Genomic DNA, 16,187 nt, shown 5'->3' on the forward strand with positions numbered 1-16,187 from the left:
CCGATGACGGTAGTTCAGTTAAAGCCTCTGTGACTGATGCGCCGCTATCGGGAGCCCCCTCCCACATTGGGAACGCGGTGTTCCGTAAACTTTGCAAATTGCCCTTTATGCCCAACCAAACCATCAAGACCCCGTGCATCGGTCTGTGTTCCACCGTTTACGGTGACCTGGTCTGCCGGGGCTGCAAGCGTTATCACCATGAAGTCATCCAGTGGAATGGCTACAACGCCGAGGAAAAACAGGCGGTGTGGCTGCGCCTTGAGCAACTGCTGGTGCAGGTAATGACCAGCAAGCTGGAAGTGTTCGACCCGCAACGCCTGCGCCGGCAGTTGGAAGAGCGCAAGATCCGCTTTATGCCGCACCAGTCGCCGTATTGCTGGGCCTACCAACTGATTGCCCGAGGTGCGCGGGTGATTTCCAAGCTGGATGCCTATGGGTTGGCGCTGTTGCCGGAGTTTCGCGAGCGCAACCTCACAGACCTGCGTGACGCGATCGACCGCGAGTTCTTCCTGCTCTCCGAGGCGCATTACGAGCGGTACATCGCCCCCGGCTTTCTGCGTGAGTCCTTTGGCCCAGCCTTGATCGCCACGCTCTGAGCAACAACCGCGCCCGATTGTGTTTAAAATGCCGCCCGCTCAACGACCGACGCTCAACGATGAACCCAGACGCACTCGCTACCCTGCACACCCACCTGCTCACCGCCCTGGCCAGCGCGCCGGCCGAGACCCGGCGCCTGTTTCATGGCCGGGGCCGCTGCTGGCCAGGGCTGGAGCAGGTGACGGTGGACTGGCTGCAAGGCGTCGTGCTGGTCGCCCTGTTCAAGGAAACCGAACATCTGCAAGCCTTGAAGCACCAATTGGCGCAGATCGACTGGGCCGGCTTCGGTGCACACGCCGTGGCCCTGCAACACCGTTATCTGCCGCAAAGCACCACCGAATGGCTGGTGGGCGACGCCATCGAGGAACGGGTCATCACCGAAGGCGGCCTGCGCTACCTGATCGACCTGGGTAAAAAACAGAACAGCGGGCTGTTCCTCGACATGCGCTACGGCCGCAACTGGGTGCGCGAACAGGCCCACGGCCAGCGCGTGCTCAACCTGTTTGCCTACACCTGCGGGTTCTCGGTGGCGGCCATCGAAGGCGGTGCCGACCACGTGGTCAACCTGGACATGGCCCGCGGCGCCCTGAGCCGTGGCCGCGACAATCATCGCCTGAATGGCCATGACCTGAGCAAAGTGACCTTCCTGGGCCACGACCTGTTCAAGTCCTGGGCCAAAGTCACCAACAGCGGCCCCTACGACCTGGTGATCATCGACCCGCCGTCCTTCCAGAAAGGCAGCTTCCTGCTGACCAAGGACTACCAACGCGTGCTGCGCCGCCTGCCCGATCTGCTCACGTCCCAGGGCACGGTGCTGGCGTGCATGAACGACCCGGCCTACGGCGAGGACTTCCTGATCGACGGCGTGACCCGCGAGGCCCCCGGCCTGCGCTTTGTCGAGCGCCTGGAAAACCCGCCGGAATTTCCCGATATCGACGCGCAAAGTGGCTTGAAAGCACTGGTGTTCCGTCAGGGTTGATGTCGAAACGTCCTACGCTTGCTACGCTTAGCGATACACCGGGCGGTGAACCTTATAACCCCCTTCCCGGTCGATACCTGCATTCCCCGGCCAGACTCGACCGCGTCACGTTGTCGGCTGCCCCGTTTGACCTTTTGGAGAACCGCCCGTGATATCGACCCTGCATGTAGCCAGAATCAAAGCCTGGGGCGCCCACGGCTTCACCGCCACCGGCGTGGTCCTGGCCTTCTTGGCCACCCTGGCGTTGCTGGAAAACTCACCCAAGGCCTGCCTGCTCTGGCTGGGCTTGGCGCTGGTAGTGGACGGCGTCGACGGTTCACTGGCGCGACGACTGAATGTCAGCACGGTGTTGCCCAGCTTCGACGGTTCGGTGCTGGACCTGGTAATCGACTACCTCACGTATGTGTTCATTCCCGCACTGTTTATCTACCGCTACATCGACCTGCCGGACTTCACTCACCTGTTCACGGTGTCGGTGATCCTGGTGTCGTCGCTGTTCTGTTTCTGCAACGTGAACATGAAGAGCAAGGACAACTACTTCGTCGGCTTCCCCGCCGCCTGGAACGTAGTTGCCTTATGCGTGTACATCATCCAGCCGCAGGCCTGGGTGACGCTGCTGACCGTGATCGGCCTGGCGCTGCTGACCGTCACGCCGATGAAGTTCCTGCACCCGTTCCGGGTCAAGCGGTTCATGCCGATCAACATCGCGGTGACCACGATCTGGTTGCTGTGCAGTTTTCTGATGGTGGTCGACTACCCCAACACCAACCCGTGGACATTCGGGTTGTGGTCGCTGATGTCAGCGTACTTCTTGGGGATTTGCGTGTGGCGCACGGCGCTGGAGTGGCTGGGCACCCACAAGTAGCCAAACATACACAGATCAACTGCGGGAGCGGGCTTGCTCCCACAGTTGGTTCTGCGCACATCAGGCAGGTAAGATGGCGACCCTCACCCGCCCCGCCAACAATAAGCCCATCCCATGCCCTTCGAACTCAGCGTTGACCTGACCACCCTCGCCATTCTCGCCTGCGTCGCGTTTATCGCTGGCTTTATCGATGCCATTGCCGGCGGTGGCGGCCTGCTCACCACGCCCGCCCTGCTCACCGCCGGCATGCCGCCGCACCTGGTACTGGGCACCAACAAGCTCAGTTCCACCTTCGGCTCGGCCACCGCCAGCTTTACCTTCTACCGCCGCAAGCTGTTCCACCCGCGCCAGTGGGTGCATGCCATCGTCGGCACGCTGGTCGGCGCCCTCGCCGGTGCGGTGGTGGCGCACTACTTGCCCGCCGAAACCCTGAACAAGATGCTGCCGGTGATCGTATTCGCCTGCGGCGTCTACCTGCTGTTTGGTGGTACGCCCAAGACACCGTTGGACGCCGAGGCGCCGATCAAGAAGAAATGGCAAGCCACCCAGGGCTTCGGCCTGGGCTTCTACGATGGCGTGGCAGGCCCCGGCACCGGGGCGTTCTGGACGGTGAGCACGATGCTGCTGCACCCCATCGATCTGGTCAAAGCGAGCGGCGTGGCGCGCAGCATGAACTTTGTCAGTAACGCGGCGGCCCTGTCGGTGTTTATTTTCAACGGCTCGGTGGACTGGATCGTCGGCCTGGCCATGGGCATATCGGTGATGGGGGGCGCGTTCTTTGGCGCACGCAGCGCGATCAGCGGCGGCGCCAAATTCATTCGCCCGGTGTTTATCACCGTGGTCCTCGGCCTGACGGTGCGCCTAGCCTGGCAACACTGGTTCAGCGTGGCCTAAACGACGGGCCAGGTAGAGGTCGATCAGGTAACGCGCAATCGAGCGTGACGCCGGCAACGGCGGCAGGTCGTGGATGTTGAACCACTGCGCGTCTTCGATCTCGTCGGCCTGGGGCAAGATATCGCCGCCGGCATATTCGGCGTGAAAGCCCAGCATCATCGAATGGGGGAACGGCCAGCATTGGCTGCCCATGTACTGGATATTCTTCACGCGCACCTGCACTTCCTCGTGCACTTCACGAATCAGGCAGTCCTCGGCCGACTCGCCCGGCTCGGCAAACCCCGCCAGCGTGCTGTACACGCCGCTGACAAAACGCGGCGAACGGGCCAGCAAAATCTCATCGCCACGGGTCACCAGCACGATCATGCTCGGAGAAATCCGTGGGTAGCTGCGCAGGTCGCAGGCCTCACAGAACATGGCGCGTTCCCGAGGCACCTGAACCATGGCCTGGCCGCAACTGCCGCAAAACCGGTGTTCGCGCGCCCAAGTGCCGATCTGCGCCGCATAACCGAGCACTTTGAACAGGGTGTGATCGCCCTGCAGCATGAAGCCGCGCAGGCCCTGCCAGCTGCACCCCGGTACCTCGCCCGCCGAGTCGAGCTCCAGCAAGTACACCGGCTCGCCATCGAGGTGGCCGAGGCCGTGTTCGGCGAACACCGCGAGGTCCTGGCGCTTGAGCCATTCGCGTGGGAACAGCGGGCCGTTGGAGTCATGTAAAAAACCGTCGCGGCTGCGGGCGACGGCCCAGCCGCCGGGGGTTTCGTTATCCAGCAGCGTTGTGGTGATCCAGCCTGGAGTCATGTCAGTCAATCCACGAATTCGGGTTTCTGCTTATTCATATGGGCCGCGATGGCCACGCGCAGGTCGTTGGATTGCAACATAGCCGAGTTCCAGGTGGCAACGTATTCCAGACCGTCATTGACCGTGTGGTCACGCATGTAGCTGATCATGGCCTTGGTACCGGCGATGGCAATCGGCGACTTGGCGGCGATTTCCTGGGCGATCTCCAGCACCCCGGCCAGCAGGCTCGCGTGATCGGCGTACACCCGATTGACCAGGCCAATGCCGCGAGCCTCTTCGGCGCCGAACTGGCGACCGGTGTACGCGAGTTCACGCAGCATGCCGTCGCCGATAATGCGCGGCAGGCGTTGCAGGGTGCCCACATCGGCGGCCATGCCGATGTCGATTTCCTTGATGGAGAACAGCGCATCTTCGGCGGCGTAGCGCATGTCGCAGGCGCTGATCAGGTCGATGGCGCCACCTATGCAGTAACCCTGGATCGCCGCCAGTACCGGCTTGCGGCAGTTGTCGACGGCGTTGAACGAGGCTTGCAGCTCAAGGATTTTGCGCCGCAACAGGCGTGCGTTGCGGCCCACGTCCTTACCGAATTCGTTGGCCACCGAGGCCAGCATCATCAGGTCGATGCCAGAGGAGAAATGCTTGCCGGCGCCACTGAGCACTACCGCACGCACGGCATCGGTGTCTTCGACCCATTGGAAGATGTCGATGATCTCGGTCCAGAACGCGGCGTTCATCGCGTTGATCTTTTCCGGACGATTGATCTGCACATGGGCAACGTTGCCGCTGAGTTCGACGACGAAAGCTTGGTATTCGGACATGGCAGTGATCCCTGACTGGCGAGTGATAAGGCCCGAACTATAACAAGGGTGCATGACGGCGCATCGGCCAAAAGCGGGACTGGCAAAAAACCTTGCCAGGCGCCATCCTTGGCGCTTTAAGCCGCCCTGAACGCGGCGCTCGATGTTTTAAGGAAATGCCATGCACGCCCAACCCCTCGCCGCCGCCGAATTCGACCTTATCGAAGAAACCCTGCTCAAGTACGGCGATGATCATTCGGTGCTGAACCTGGCCGAACTCGACGGCTACTTCACCGCGCTGGTGTCGAGCCCGACGCAAGTGGATATCGCCCAATGGTTCCCGGCCATCTGGGGCGGGCAGAATCCGGAATGGGAAAACATGGAAGAAGCACAGCGTTTCCTGGAGCTGTGCGTACGCCACATCAACACCCTGGCGGCACAGTTGGCCAACAACGCCCAAGACTTCAAGGCACGCTTTGATGACACCGAGCATCAAGGCCAAATCGTGACCCTGGCTGAAGAGTGGTGCTTTGGCTACATCCGTGGCGCAGCGATCGGCAATTGGCCGCAACTGCCGGTCGAACTGGCCGCGCAGTTGGAGAAAATCTCCTGGTGCGCCGAGCAGGACAACTTCGAGTTACCCGCCGACCTGGACGTGCAGGCCCACCAACAGCGCGTCAGCGAGATCGAGCCGGCCGCGCGGGCGCTGCACGATTACTGGCTCTCCCAGCGCTAAACCTCGACAAGCACCGCACCTTTGGCCGATTATTCGGGTCCGCCCGTCGGCCACTCCGTACCACCTTGCCTTGACCAGGAGCCTTGTACCTTGAGTTCGCAGAAAACCGTGACCGTTACACCGCCCAATTTCCCCCTCAATGGCAAGGTCGCACCGCCCGGCTCCAAATCCATTACCAACCGCGCCCTGCTGCTGGCCGCCCTGGCCAAGGGCACCAGCCGCCTGAGCGGCGCACTCAAGAGCGATGACACCCGGCATATGTCGGTGGCCCTGCGCCAAATGGGCGTGACCATCGATGAGCCCGATGACACCACTTTCGTCGTGACCGGTTGCGGCAAGCTGCAATTGCCGACACAACCGCTGTTCCTCGGCAACGCCGGCACCGCGATGCGTTTTCTCACCGCAGCGGTCGCCACCGTCGAGGGCACCGTGGTACTCGATGGCGACGACTATATGCGCAAGCGCCCGATCGGCCCGCTGCTGGCCACCCTCGGCCAGAACGGTATCCGGGTCGACAGCCCAACCGGTTGCCCACCGGTAACCGTGCACGGCGCAGGCAAGGTCCAGGCCAAACGTTTTGAGATCGACGGCGGGTTGTCCAGCCAGTACGTCTCTGCCCTGCTGATGCTGGCGGCATGCGGTGAAGCGCCGATTGAAGTGGCGCTGACCGGCAAGGACATCGGCGCCCGCGGCTACGTGGACCTGACCCTCGATTGCATGCGAGCGTTCGGCGCGCAGGTCGAAGCGGTCGACGACACCACCTGGCGCGTGGCGCCCACCGGCTACACCGCCCACGACTACCTGATCGAACCGGACGCCTCCGCCGCCACGTACCTGTGGGCCGCCGAAGTGCTGACCGCCGGCCATATCGACATCGGCGTGGCCGCGCAGGATTTCACCCAGCCCGACGCCAAGGCCCAGGCCGTGATCGCGCAGTTCCCGAACATGCAGGCCACGGTCGTCGGCTCGCAAATGCAGGACGCCATCCCGACCCTGGCGGTATTGGCCGCATTCAATAACACCCCCGTGCGCTTCACCGAGCTGGCCAACCTGCGGGTCAAGGAATGTGATCGCGTGCAAGCGCTGCATGACGGCCTCAATGAGATTCGCCCGGGCCTGGCCACCATCGACGGCGACGACCTGCTGGTGGCCGCCGACCCTGGGCTGGCCGGCACATCGTGCAATGCGCTGATCGACACCCACGCCGACCACCGCATTGCCATGTGCTTTGCCCTGGCCGGGCTGAAAGTGTCGGGTATCCGCATCCAGGACCCGGACTGCGTGGCCAAGACCTATCCGGAATACTGGAAGGCCCTGGGCAGTCTTGGGGTCGCGCTCAGCTACTGAGCCGGCCGCGTCGGTTTGGGGAGGGCCACACATGACAATTCGCCAACCCTGCCCACCCGGCGCCTGCGTCTGTAACCGCGAGCATTTGCTTGCAACCCCAGGCGCCGACCTGCGCATCCTCAACCTGACGCGCCAGGAAGAAAAACGCCTGCTCGAACGCCTTGAAGACCTCAAGAGCCTGCAAGACCTGGAGCGCATGCAACAGCTGATGTACCAGCAATTGGGCATTCGCGTGCATGTCGCGCCGGGTCATACCGAGGTCAAGAGCATGCGCGGGATTCAGATCGTCATCGACGAGTTACCGGGCATGTGTCGCAAGACCCGGCAATCGATTCCGGCGGCGATTCGCCGAGGCATGGAGAAGCGCCCGGAAATCGCCTATCGCCTGCTGGATGCCCACGATCTGTTTCGCGACGGTTGAATCAGCCGGCAACCGTCTCTGCCTTGAACAACCCCCGCCCCACGGTATGTGCAGTTTTCATATGTGCCTGCGCCGCGCCGCCTTCCGAGTCCAGCAGCAGCTCGGACGTCACCACCTGCGCGCCGCAATAATCAAAGATGCCGTAGTCGATCTGCGTGCGCATCGCCTTGGCATAGCCGTGGCGGTCAAACGCGCTGTGATCCGCCGCGCCGAGGGCGAGCAGATGCACCTGCAAGTGGCGCAGCTTTTTCACCACCGGGGTGTCCGGGCCGTAATCGATCGCCCAGCCGTTGACGAATACCCGATCTATCCAGCCCTTGAGCAGGCCCGGCAATGACCACCAGTAGATCGGAAACGCCAGCACCAGCGCATCGGCACGGTCCAGGCGCGCTTGTTCGGCCAGCACATCGGCCGGTGGCGTGGCGTGGGTGCGGTGTACCCGATGGTCGGCAGCGGTATAGCGCGGGTCGAAGCCTTCGGCGGCAAGGTCGGCGATTTCATAGGTGTGCCCCGACGCGCCGAGGCCGGCGGCGACGTGCGCGGCAATGCTGTGCGTAAGGGATTGCGGGTCGTGATGAGCAACAACGATCAGTGCGTGCATGACATTGACACCTTTTCGGTTTAGGCTGGCGTTAAGTTACGATTAGTAAGTTACTTTTGGTATATAAGCATGTCAAGCAGTGAATCCCCTGCCCCACGTCGGCGTTTGTCTCGTGAAGATCGCCTGCGTCAATTATTGGAAGTGGCCTGGCAGCTGGTGCGCGAAGAAGGCACAGACGCCCTGACCCTGGGCCGCCTGGCGGAACTGGCGGGCGTGACCAAGCCGGTGGTGTACGACCATTTCGTCACCCGTGCCGGCTTGCTGGCGGCCTTGTACGAAGATTTCGATGGGCGCCAGAACCAAGTGTTTGCCGACGCCATCGACGCCAGCAGCGCGACATTGGAAGACCGTGCGTGGGTGATTGCCGCGTCGTATGTCGATTGTGTGTTGTTGCAGGGGCGGGAAATCCCGGGAGTGACCGCAGCACTGAGCGGCTCGCCGGAGCTCGAAGCCCTCAAGCGCAAATACGAGGTGATCTTCCTCGACAAATGCCGCGACGCACTGGCGCCCTTCGCGCCCACGGGCACCGTCTCTCAAGCCGGCCTGCGCGCCATGTTGGGCGCGGCAGAGGCGCTGTCTCACGCGGCGGCCAGCGGCGAAATCAGCCGTGAAGAGGCGCAGCAGGAGCTGTTGGCGATGATTCTGGCGATGGTTCTTGGGTACCAACGCCTAAGCAAGTAAGGCAAAGGGGGCAGCATGGGGTTCTTTGATCGTTTGTTCGGCGGCCGTTTTACGATGCCGCCTCCCGATGAAACCAATGCCAGTCATGCGGCAATCATGCGGGAATTTCGCACACCTGAATCCAAGGCTCGCAAGCAAGCGCTCGCAACCCTGACCGAAACGCTGTTAAGCGCCGCACCCGAGCCAGAAAGAGCCAGGCTCGTACGGCGTGTGCTGCGCAAGTACGCCGTCGATCAAGACGCCACCAGCGCCTTGACCGACGGGCTGCTTGACCCGTCAAGAGGCCAGAAACTCGCCTACCTTGCATTGCTCAACGTCGATTGGCGTGGCTTCGACGGGTTCCAATACCTTGCCCCCCACCTGGCTTCGGCCAGTGGCGTGCAGGAACCCTACACCTACCTGCACACCGGCACACGACCGATGCAAGCCGTGTTGGACAGCTATGACCAATGGCTCACCGGCTTCGGCAAGCGCTTTGTGCATCTGGACTCCGGCGGTGACGAATACGTCGGGTTTATCGTGGATGCACAGCGCGTCGAAGCCATCGTTGAGCTGGCACAACAAGCAGGTGTGAAGGTCAGCCTGGAGGGCTTTTGAAGGGCGCCGTTGACGCTCAGCCCTCGGCAACCGCCTCGCGCACAAAAGCTTCGTAGGTGCGCAGCGGGTGCCCGACGATAGCCTCCAGACGCTTTACCGTACCTTCGGCCGCTTGCATGCCGAACGTCTGGATACCCGCCATCATCAAGCGCATGTCATACGCCAGCCAGGCCGGACCGTACGCGGCCAGTTGCGCTTCGAACGCGGCGACATCATCACCGCCATAGGTCACTTCGCGCCCCAGCGCCGTACTCCAGATCCCAGCCACAGACTCACCGCTCAGCGCTTGCGGCCCCACCAGTTCCAATGTCGTACGCGCCAGCGCCGACGGGGCCCGGTCGCGACGCAGCAACTCAGCCACTGCCACATCGGCGATATCGCGCGCATCGATCATCGACACACCCGCCGAGCCGATCGGCATTGGGTACACCGCGTAATCGCGGATAGTCTGCAACACCATGTGTTCGTTCTGCATGAAGTAGGCCGGGCGCAGAATCGTGGCCGGTATGTCGAGGGTCTCGATCATCCGCTCGACCGTGTGTTTACCGGTAAAGTGCGGGACATTGCTGAACCGATCGGCATGGATCACCGACAGGTAGACAATGCGCTCGATGCCCGCCTCTTGCGCCAGGTTCAGCGCGATCAGGGCTTGCGTCACTTCATCCGGCGTCACCGCATTGAGCAGGAACAGCGTGCGCACCGACGACAACGCGGCACGCATCGACACGACATCGGTCAAGTCTGCAACTACTTCGCTGACACCTGCCGCAAAGTCGCGTTTACCGGGCTGGCGCACAAGAGCCTTGACCTCTGCGCCGGCCTCGCTGAGGCCCTGGATGATAAGAGAACCGATGGTGCCCGTGGCACCGGTAACAAGAATGCTCATGGCTATTGCTCATGTTGAGGAGTGGAGACCAGACGATAGGCCGCTGCACATACAAAACGAAGACGCGACTATGTAGACACCCCGTCTCAAATGTGGAACAGCATGAACCTCAACGCACTGATTGATTTCGCCCTGGTCGCCAACAACGCCGGGCTGGGAAAAGCCAGCCGTGCCAGCGGCAGGTCCAAGGCGACACTTTCCAGGCGCATTGCCGAACTGGAGGAACAACTAGGCGTTAGGCTGATTGAACGCAGCGCGCGGGGCCTGAAGCTCACCGAGGCTGGAGCCACGCTGATGGCTCGCGCCGAGGGGCCGTTGAACGAAGTAGTCGAAGCAATGGCATCCGCTCGCGACGGCGTATCGACGCCGCGCGGACACTTGCGTGTGGCGGCTCCCGTGCTGTTTTCCCAACTGGCGATGGGCCGGATCGGCGCCGATTTTTGTGCGGCCTACCCGCAAATCACGCTGGACGTGGTGGCGGAGGATCGCCTGGTCGATTTGGTCGAGGAGCAATTCGACATAGCCATCCGCATCAACCCCAGCCCCGACAGCAATCTGGTCGGCCGTTGCTTCGCCAGGGACCGATTGGTGGTGGTGGCGGCGCCTGAAGTGCCCAGGCCAATGCCCGGCGCAACCCGACCCGTTCCCGGCATCGTGATGTCGGCTTCCCAGCCCGGCCATTGGACGCTCGATGGCGGCCAGTTGATCCTGGAGCCGGTTCCAACGCTGCGTTTCTCATCCTTCTTGATGATTCGTGATGCCGCTGTCGCAGGTGGTGGGGCTGCCCTCTTGCCGCAGTCCATGGCGTGGGGCCAGCTTGCCCGCGGTGAGCTGGTGCAGTGGGGCGTTGCTTCGGATGTGGAGGCTGAACTGTGGGTCTTGCACACCTCCAGGCGCCTGGCGGCACCCAAGGTGCGCGCTTTTGTCGATTTTATAGGTGCCAGGTACCCGGACATGTCGCTGCTGCTGAACGGATAAGCGCCCCTCTCAGGGCTGCTTGCGATACATCCCGGTGAAGTAATCCGGAAAATCCGGCGCCGAGTTGTGGTTGATCACCGCGAAGTGCTTCACCAGTTGGATGTGGTAAGGCCCCGCGCGTCGCGCCGCCAACGGTTCACGCACGATGATCAGGTTTTCGGTTTCCATCGGCACGGTGTGGTGCGCGCTGACGATAACCTTGCCGGTGCCGGTTTCCTTGAGCGTCACGGTGAACTCGGCCACTTCCCTGCCCTGGGCATCACGCTCGGGGAGAATTCTGAGGTCCAGGTCGCCGTCGCGGTCGAGGAAGTCATCGCGCATCTGGTAATGGCCGTCGCGTTGGTCGCGGGCAACGTCGCCAAACAGCTCGTAGTCGGGTTCACGGTATTCATCGTGCAGTTGGATCACGCGCTCGCGCTTGTCGCCCTTGGCACCGCTGACCCAAGTACCGGTGTAATCCGACTTGATGCGCCAGATGCCGGTTTGATGCCCGTCGTCGGTGTACTCGTGCAGGTAAAGGTAAGTGTCATCGCCATATTCGCCACGGTCCCCCACCAGCTTGATCGGCTTGCCGCTGCCGCTGTTGGTGTAGCGCAACTCGCCAATCACCACCGCGCCCTGCTGCTGGTACCAGATTTGCACCGCGATCTTGCCATCGAGGGTGCCGACCAACCGTTGCGCATCTTCATTGACCGGCCCTTCCAAGCGCGGGGTTTCCAGCCATTGGCCGTCTTTCCACTCGCCGGTGGTGCGCAGCATGTAGCCACTGGGCATGCTGTTGTTGGCGTCGTCGTCCGTCGCGGGCACCTCTTGCTGGGTGTACGAGCTGAGCTGTACCAGTTCGCCATCGCGCATTTGCCAGCGACTCACACGCATCCAGCAGCAGCCGCGATCGGTTTGCGAATGGATGATGCCGTCCTTGGGGTTGACCGAGAACATCCCGCCGGAGGTCTCGTTCGCCAGGGTGCTCAGCGGACCGTTGAGTACCCACTGCGTGTTGTGCGGGTCTTGCAGGTACACGTCGTAACTGTACTGGAAGTCCTTGGCGGCGCCGGTGTCGTGGCGGATAGCCAAGTCCTGGCGACCGTCGCCATTGATATCGGCGAAGTACAGCAAGCCGGACTCGCCCACCAGGTGCGCCGCATCGGTTTTACCGTCATTGTCCAGCGGCACATTGCCTGCCGGCGTTTCCAGCTGTTGGAGAATCTGCAGGGTGGCGTTGTCGCGCACCGTGACCAACGCCCGCGCCCGCTCGCGCAAGTCCTGGGGGACCTGCGGGAACAGCACCTCAACCAGGAACTGCCCACTGGGGTCATTGACCGAAAACGAACGGGGTTCGGCGATGGCCGAGGTGGCCAGGGACAGAGAAAGCAGCACACCGCTGACGAGCGAACGCATCCAAAGCATCCTTGCTGAAATTCGGGGGCGGCAGTGTAGCGGTTGTTTTCGAACAAATCGCTGTTTGGGTGCGCACATTGGCTGATATGTTTCGTGCCTCCCCCGCCAAGGAAAGTGCCATGCAACCATTAGCCGCAACCGCCGCGTTATTGATCATCGACATGCAGCAAGGCATGCACCAACCGGCGCTTGGGCGGCGCAACAACCCCGACGCCGAGCGGCACATGCAGCGCCTGCTGGGCGCGTGGCGGCAGGCGGGCGGGCCGGTCGTACACGTGCGGCATATTTCCCGCACGCCAGGCTCCGTCTTCTGGCCGGGACAGCCAGGCTGTGAGTTCCAGGCCGCGCTGCAACCGCTTGCGCACGAACATGTCGTCGAAAAAAACGTCCCGGATGCGTTCACACACACCGGGCTGGAGCGCTGGCTGCATACCCGTTCGATCAGGCAACTGGTGATCGTCGGGGTGATCACCAACAACTCCGTCGAGGCCACCGCGCGCTCGGGCGGCAACCTGGGGTTTGAGGTGATTGTGGCGTCGGACGCCTGTTATACGTTCGATCAGACAGACCTGTCGGGGCGCCTGTGGCCGGCTGAGGATGTACACGCGTTGTCGTTGAGCAACCTGGCGATGGACTACGCCAGGGTGGCCGCGACCGATGAGATCCTGATATCGAGTTAAAACACCGCCGCTTTCACGCGGGCCAGCGCCACTGTTGGCGCAGCAACAGTGGCCGGGCAGCTTGTGCTGAATCCACACACGCCATTGCGCCGCAAGACGCTCATATCCCTTTGAAATAAAAGCAATTTCCTCTCTGGCATGGCGCGTGCAATCACCCTTGCATTAACCCCGAAGGATGCTCCCATGCCCCACACCCTGCCCCAGGCGCTGTTGCGCCAAGCACACACGCGCGGTTCAGCGGTTGCCTTGCGCTACAAGCGTCTGGGCATCTGGCAGGTGCGCACCTGGAGTGAACTGGCCGGCGATGTCGGCGAGCTCGCCGCCGCACTGCACCAGCGGGGTTTGAGTGGCAACGACAACCTGTTGATCATCAGCCAGGCACGCCCCGAAGCCTTGCTGCTGGCATTGGCCGCGCAGTGGTTGGGCGCCAGCGTTACCTTGCTGGACCCCGAGCACGACAACCGCGCGGTGTTGGCCGAACGGCGGCCCAGCTTCGTGCTGGCGGAAGATCTGCAGGCGGTGCAGCAAATCGGTGAATACCGCGTGCTGATATACCTCGACGGGCGCGGTTTGAATCATCCGCACGCCGCCGGTTTGATCGCCTATGCCGACTTGAGCGCAAACGCTCCCGCCCCCGCCTGCGCCACGCAATCAAGCGCCCTCGCCTTTGTGTTTCACGCAGGCACCCCCGTGCAATTAAGCCATGCCCAATTGTTGGCCGGCGCCCGCACCCTGATCGCCCGAGAACACCTGACCTGCGATGAAGAAGCCCTCGCCGCGCGGGTATTCGCCGCCAGCGGCCAGGCGCGTTACCTGCTGGCGCCCTGGCTGCACGCCGGCTTCCGCCTGAATTTTCCCGAAGCGCTGGCCACCCGCGACACCGACCGTCGTGAGTTGGGCCCGACCCTGGTGCTGGGCACCCGCGAATCCTATGGGCGCCTGGAACAGTGGGTGGCTGAACGCCTGCCGTTGCCGGGTACGTTCAGTCATCGCCTGTACCGCTGGGCCATGCAACCCACCCCGTCGCCCGTTCGGCGTTGGCTGGGCCGCTGGCTGGTGCGCCGCCCATTGCTCGATGTGCTGGGCATGAGCCGCCTGCGCGTGCCGTTACTGGTGGGGCCGCCACTGGCCCCGCGGAGCGCGGCATTCTTTGGCGCGCTGGGTGTTCACCCCGGACATTGGCACGAGCCTTCCCCCCGCCACGCACCTACCGACCCCTTGCTGTCCCGGACTGCCTGAAGAGCCCTCCATGCGCGCACCCACTGACTCGGTTTTACTGCGGCTCGATGATATTTCCCTGTCGTTCAAGGGTATCAAGGCCATTACCTCTATCAGCTTCGACGTCAAGGCCGGCGACATTTGCGGGCTGATCGGCCCCAATGGCGCCGGTAAAAGCTCGCTGCTCAACGTGATCAACGGCGTCTACCATCCCCAGAGCGGCAGCATCCGCTATGCCGGCCGAACCCGCCGACGCATGCGCGCGCACCAGGCCGCCGAAGGTGGGATCGCGCGTACCTTCCAGAACATCGCGCTGTTCAAGGGCATGAGCGTGCTCGACAACGTGCTCACCGGGCGCAACCTCAAGCGCCGCAGCAGTTGGGTCGAACAGATGTTGCGCGTGGGCCGCGCCCCTCGCGAGGACGACGCCCACCGCCTGCATGCGGAACAGATCATCGCCTTTTTGCAGATTCATCCCTGGCGTCACGTGCCGGTAGGCACCCTGCCCTACGGCCTGCAAAAACGTGTGGAACTGGCCCGCGCCCTGGCCTCTGAACCGACCCTGTTGCTGCTGGATGAACCCATGGCCGGCATGAACGCCCAGGAAAAGGCGCAGATGAGCCAGTTCATCCGCGACATCAACCATGCGTTCGGCACCACCGTGGTGTTGATCGAACACGATATCGGCGTGGTCATGGGCTTGTGCGACCACGTGGTGGTGCTCGACTACGGTCGCAAGATCGGCGACGGCACGCCCGAACAGGTGCGCGCCAACCCGGCTGTCATCGCCGCCTACCTGGGTACCTGAGCATGCAATTTTTTTTCGAAGTGCTGATCGGCGGCCTGTTGGCGGGGGTGATGTATGCGCTGGTGGCGATTGGTTTTGTGCTGATTTACAAGGCCTCCGGCGTATTCAATTTTGCCCAGGGCGCCATGGTGCTGTTCGCCGCGCTGACCTTTGTCAGCCTGCTGGAACGCGGCTTTCCGTTTGCCTGGGCGTTCTTCGCCACCCTGGCGAGCATGGTGGCGCTGGCCTTGCTGATCGAAAAAGTGGTGCTGCGGCCGCTGGTCAATCGCCCGCCGATCATCCTGTTCATGGCGACCCTGGGCTTGTCGTACCTGATCGAAGGGTTGGCGCAATTTCTATGGGGCGCCCAGGTACACGGGCTGGACCTGGGCATCGCCGATGAACCGCTGGAAATCCGCGGCATGCTGCTCTCGCAATTCGACCTGTTTGCCGCCGCTACCGCCGCCGGGCTGGTACTGGCCCTGTCACTGCTGTTCAACAAGACACGCATCGGCCTGTCGTTGCGTGCGGTGGCCGATGATCCGCTGGCATCGATGGCGGTGGGCATTCGCCTGCCGCGTATCTGGGCGCTGGTGTGGGCGGTGGCCGGGTTTGTCGGGCTGGTGGCGGGCCTGCTCTGGGGCGCGCGCCTGGGCGTGCAGTTCTCGCTGTCGCTGGTGGTGCTCAAGGCGCTGCCGGTGCTGATCATCGGCGGATTCTCGTCCATCGGCGGCGCGATTGTCGGCGGCCTGATCATCGGCGCGGCAGAGAAAATCGCCGAGATCTACCTCGGGCCAATCATCGGCAGCGGCATTGAAAACTGGGTGCCTTATGTCCTGGCCCTGGTGTTTTTGTTGGTGCGACCGGCCGGGTTGTTCGGCGAGCGCGCAATCGAACGGGTTTGATGGTTTTTTGAGGAACTGC

Annotated in this window: 19 protein-coding genes; 14 read left to right on the forward strand and 5 right to left on the reverse strand. The window is 62.7% G+C overall.

What is annotated here, in order from left to right; translation table 11 throughout:
* Window positions 1-107 precede the first annotated feature (107 nt).
* The 4 genes from AB4N98_RS00270 to AB4N98_RS00285 all read left to right on the forward strand — a co-directional run bounded on the left by AB4N98_RS00270 (window position 108) and on the right by AB4N98_RS00285 (window position 3,335).
* Entirely contained in the window at window positions 108-596 is a 489-nt protein-coding gene (locus AB4N98_RS00270; RefSeq protein ID WP_017530391.1) for a DUF1289 domain-containing protein, read from the forward strand.
* A gap of 59 nt (window positions 597-655) precedes the next feature.
* Complete coding sequence (locus AB4N98_RS00275; protein ID WP_017530392.1) at window positions 656-1,576, forward strand: class I SAM-dependent methyltransferase; 921 nt, start codon at window positions 656-658, stop codon at window positions 1,574-1,576.
* Window positions 1,577-1,724: 148 nt separating this feature from the next.
* Window positions 1,725-2,441, forward strand: coding sequence for a phosphatidylcholine synthase (pcsA, locus tag AB4N98_RS00280; protein ID WP_017530393.1), 717 nt, complete (start codon window positions 1,725-1,727; stop codon window positions 2,439-2,441).
* A gap of 114 nt (window positions 2,442-2,555) precedes the next feature.
* On the forward strand, window positions 2,556-3,335 hold the full coding sequence (locus AB4N98_RS00285) for a TSUP family transporter (RefSeq protein ID WP_017530394.1): 780 nt from the start codon (window positions 2,556-2,558) through the stop codon (window positions 3,333-3,335).
* Here AB4N98_RS00285 and nudC read toward each other — a convergent pair.
* Both nudC and AB4N98_RS00295 read right to left on the reverse strand, forming a co-directional pair.
* Window positions 3,303-4,136: an NAD(+) diphosphatase gene (nudC, locus tag AB4N98_RS00290; RefSeq protein WP_460149152.1), complete on the reverse strand. Its 834-nt coding sequence runs from the start codon at window positions 4,134-4,136 to the stop codon at window positions 3,303-3,305. The two genes, AB4N98_RS00285 and nudC, sit on opposite strands and share 33 nt — an antisense overlap.
* 5 nt (window positions 4,137-4,141) lie before the next feature.
* The gene (locus tag AB4N98_RS00295) at window positions 4,142-4,954 is read right to left on the reverse strand and encodes a crotonase/enoyl-CoA hydratase family protein (protein WP_017530396.1); all 813 of its coding nucleotides are present in this window, start codon (window positions 4,952-4,954) and stop codon (window positions 4,142-4,144) included.
* A gap of 160 nt (window positions 4,955-5,114) precedes the next feature.
* Between AB4N98_RS00295 and AB4N98_RS00300 the strand changes: the two genes are divergently transcribed.
* From AB4N98_RS00300 to AB4N98_RS00310, 3 genes are all read left to right on the forward strand, one after another.
* Window positions 5,115-5,669, forward strand: coding sequence for a UPF0149 family protein (locus AB4N98_RS00300; RefSeq protein WP_017530397.1), 555 nt, complete (start codon window positions 5,115-5,117; stop codon window positions 5,667-5,669).
* Window positions 5,670-5,759: 90 nt separating this feature from the next.
* Window positions 5,760-7,016, forward strand: a complete 1,257-nt coding sequence (gene aroA / locus AB4N98_RS00305; RefSeq protein ID WP_068934857.1) for a 3-phosphoshikimate 1-carboxyvinyltransferase — start codon at window positions 5,760-5,762, stop codon at window positions 7,014-7,016.
* A gap of 31 nt (window positions 7,017-7,047) precedes the next feature.
* Window positions 7,048-7,437: a hypothetical protein gene (locus AB4N98_RS00310; RefSeq protein WP_017530399.1), complete on the forward strand. Its 390-nt coding sequence runs from the start codon at window positions 7,048-7,050 to the stop codon at window positions 7,435-7,437.
* A gap of 1 nt (window position 7,438) precedes the next feature.
* On the opposite strand, the gene AB4N98_RS00315 is transcribed toward AB4N98_RS00310, so the two are convergent.
* Entirely contained in the window at window positions 7,439-8,038 is a 600-nt protein-coding gene (locus tag AB4N98_RS00315; RefSeq protein ID WP_116079785.1) for an NAD(P)H-dependent oxidoreductase, read from the reverse strand.
* A 69-nt stretch (window positions 8,039-8,107) separates the two neighbouring features.
* Between AB4N98_RS00315 and AB4N98_RS00320 the strand changes: the two genes are divergently transcribed.
* Complete coding sequence (locus AB4N98_RS00320; RefSeq protein WP_017530401.1) at window positions 8,108-8,719, forward strand: TetR/AcrR family transcriptional regulator; 612 nt, start codon at window positions 8,108-8,110, stop codon at window positions 8,717-8,719.
* A gap of 15 nt (window positions 8,720-8,734) precedes the next feature.
* Window positions 8,735-9,316, forward strand: a complete 582-nt coding sequence (locus AB4N98_RS00325; protein ID WP_065878503.1) for a DUF6630 family protein — start codon at window positions 8,735-8,737, stop codon at window positions 9,314-9,316.
* A 16-nt stretch (window positions 9,317-9,332) separates the two neighbouring features.
* Here the strand turns inward: AB4N98_RS00325 and AB4N98_RS00330 are convergent, their stop codons facing one another.
* Window positions 9,333-10,202: an NmrA/HSCARG family protein gene (locus AB4N98_RS00330; protein ID WP_017530403.1), complete on the reverse strand. Its 870-nt coding sequence runs from the start codon at window positions 10,200-10,202 to the stop codon at window positions 9,333-9,335.
* Window positions 10,203-10,304: 102 nt separating this feature from the next.
* Here AB4N98_RS00330 and AB4N98_RS00335 point away from each other — a divergent pair, with 102 nt between their 5' ends.
* Complete coding sequence (locus tag AB4N98_RS00335) at window positions 10,305-11,180, forward strand: LysR family transcriptional regulator (RefSeq protein ID WP_017530404.1); 876 nt, start codon at window positions 10,305-10,307, stop codon at window positions 11,178-11,180.
* A 9-nt stretch (window positions 11,181-11,189) separates the two neighbouring features.
* Here AB4N98_RS00335 and AB4N98_RS00340 read toward each other — a convergent pair whose 3' ends face one another.
* Complete coding sequence (locus tag AB4N98_RS00340; protein ID WP_017530405.1) at window positions 11,190-12,578, reverse strand: XAC2610-related protein; 1,389 nt, start codon at window positions 12,576-12,578, stop codon at window positions 11,190-11,192.
* Between the two features lie 119 nt (window positions 12,579-12,697).
* On the opposite strand from AB4N98_RS00340, the gene AB4N98_RS00345 reads away from it, so the two are divergent.
* From AB4N98_RS00345 to AB4N98_RS00360, 4 genes are all read left to right on the forward strand, one after another.
* Window positions 12,698-13,258, forward strand: coding sequence for a cysteine hydrolase family protein (locus AB4N98_RS00345; protein ID WP_116079789.1), 561 nt, complete (start codon window positions 12,698-12,700; stop codon window positions 13,256-13,258).
* Window positions 13,259-13,441: 183 nt separating this feature from the next.
* Window positions 13,442-14,497, forward strand: coding sequence for an AMP-binding protein (locus AB4N98_RS00350; protein ID WP_017530407.1), 1,056 nt, complete (start codon window positions 13,442-13,444; stop codon window positions 14,495-14,497).
* Between the two features lie 10 nt (window positions 14,498-14,507).
* On the forward strand, window positions 14,508-15,284 hold the full coding sequence (locus tag AB4N98_RS00355; RefSeq protein WP_068934843.1) for an ABC transporter ATP-binding protein: 777 nt from the start codon (window positions 14,508-14,510) through the stop codon (window positions 15,282-15,284).
* A 2-nt stretch (window positions 15,285-15,286) separates the two neighbouring features.
* Window positions 15,287-16,168 carry a branched-chain amino acid ABC transporter permease gene (locus tag AB4N98_RS00360; RefSeq protein WP_065878497.1) on the forward strand — a complete coding sequence of 294 codons (882 nt, stop codon included), beginning with the start codon at window positions 15,287-15,289 and terminating at the stop codon, window positions 16,166-16,168.
* Window positions 16,169-16,187: the final 19 nt, after the last annotated feature.

It is taken from the genome of Pseudomonas sp. S3_E10 (assembly GCF_054667615.1).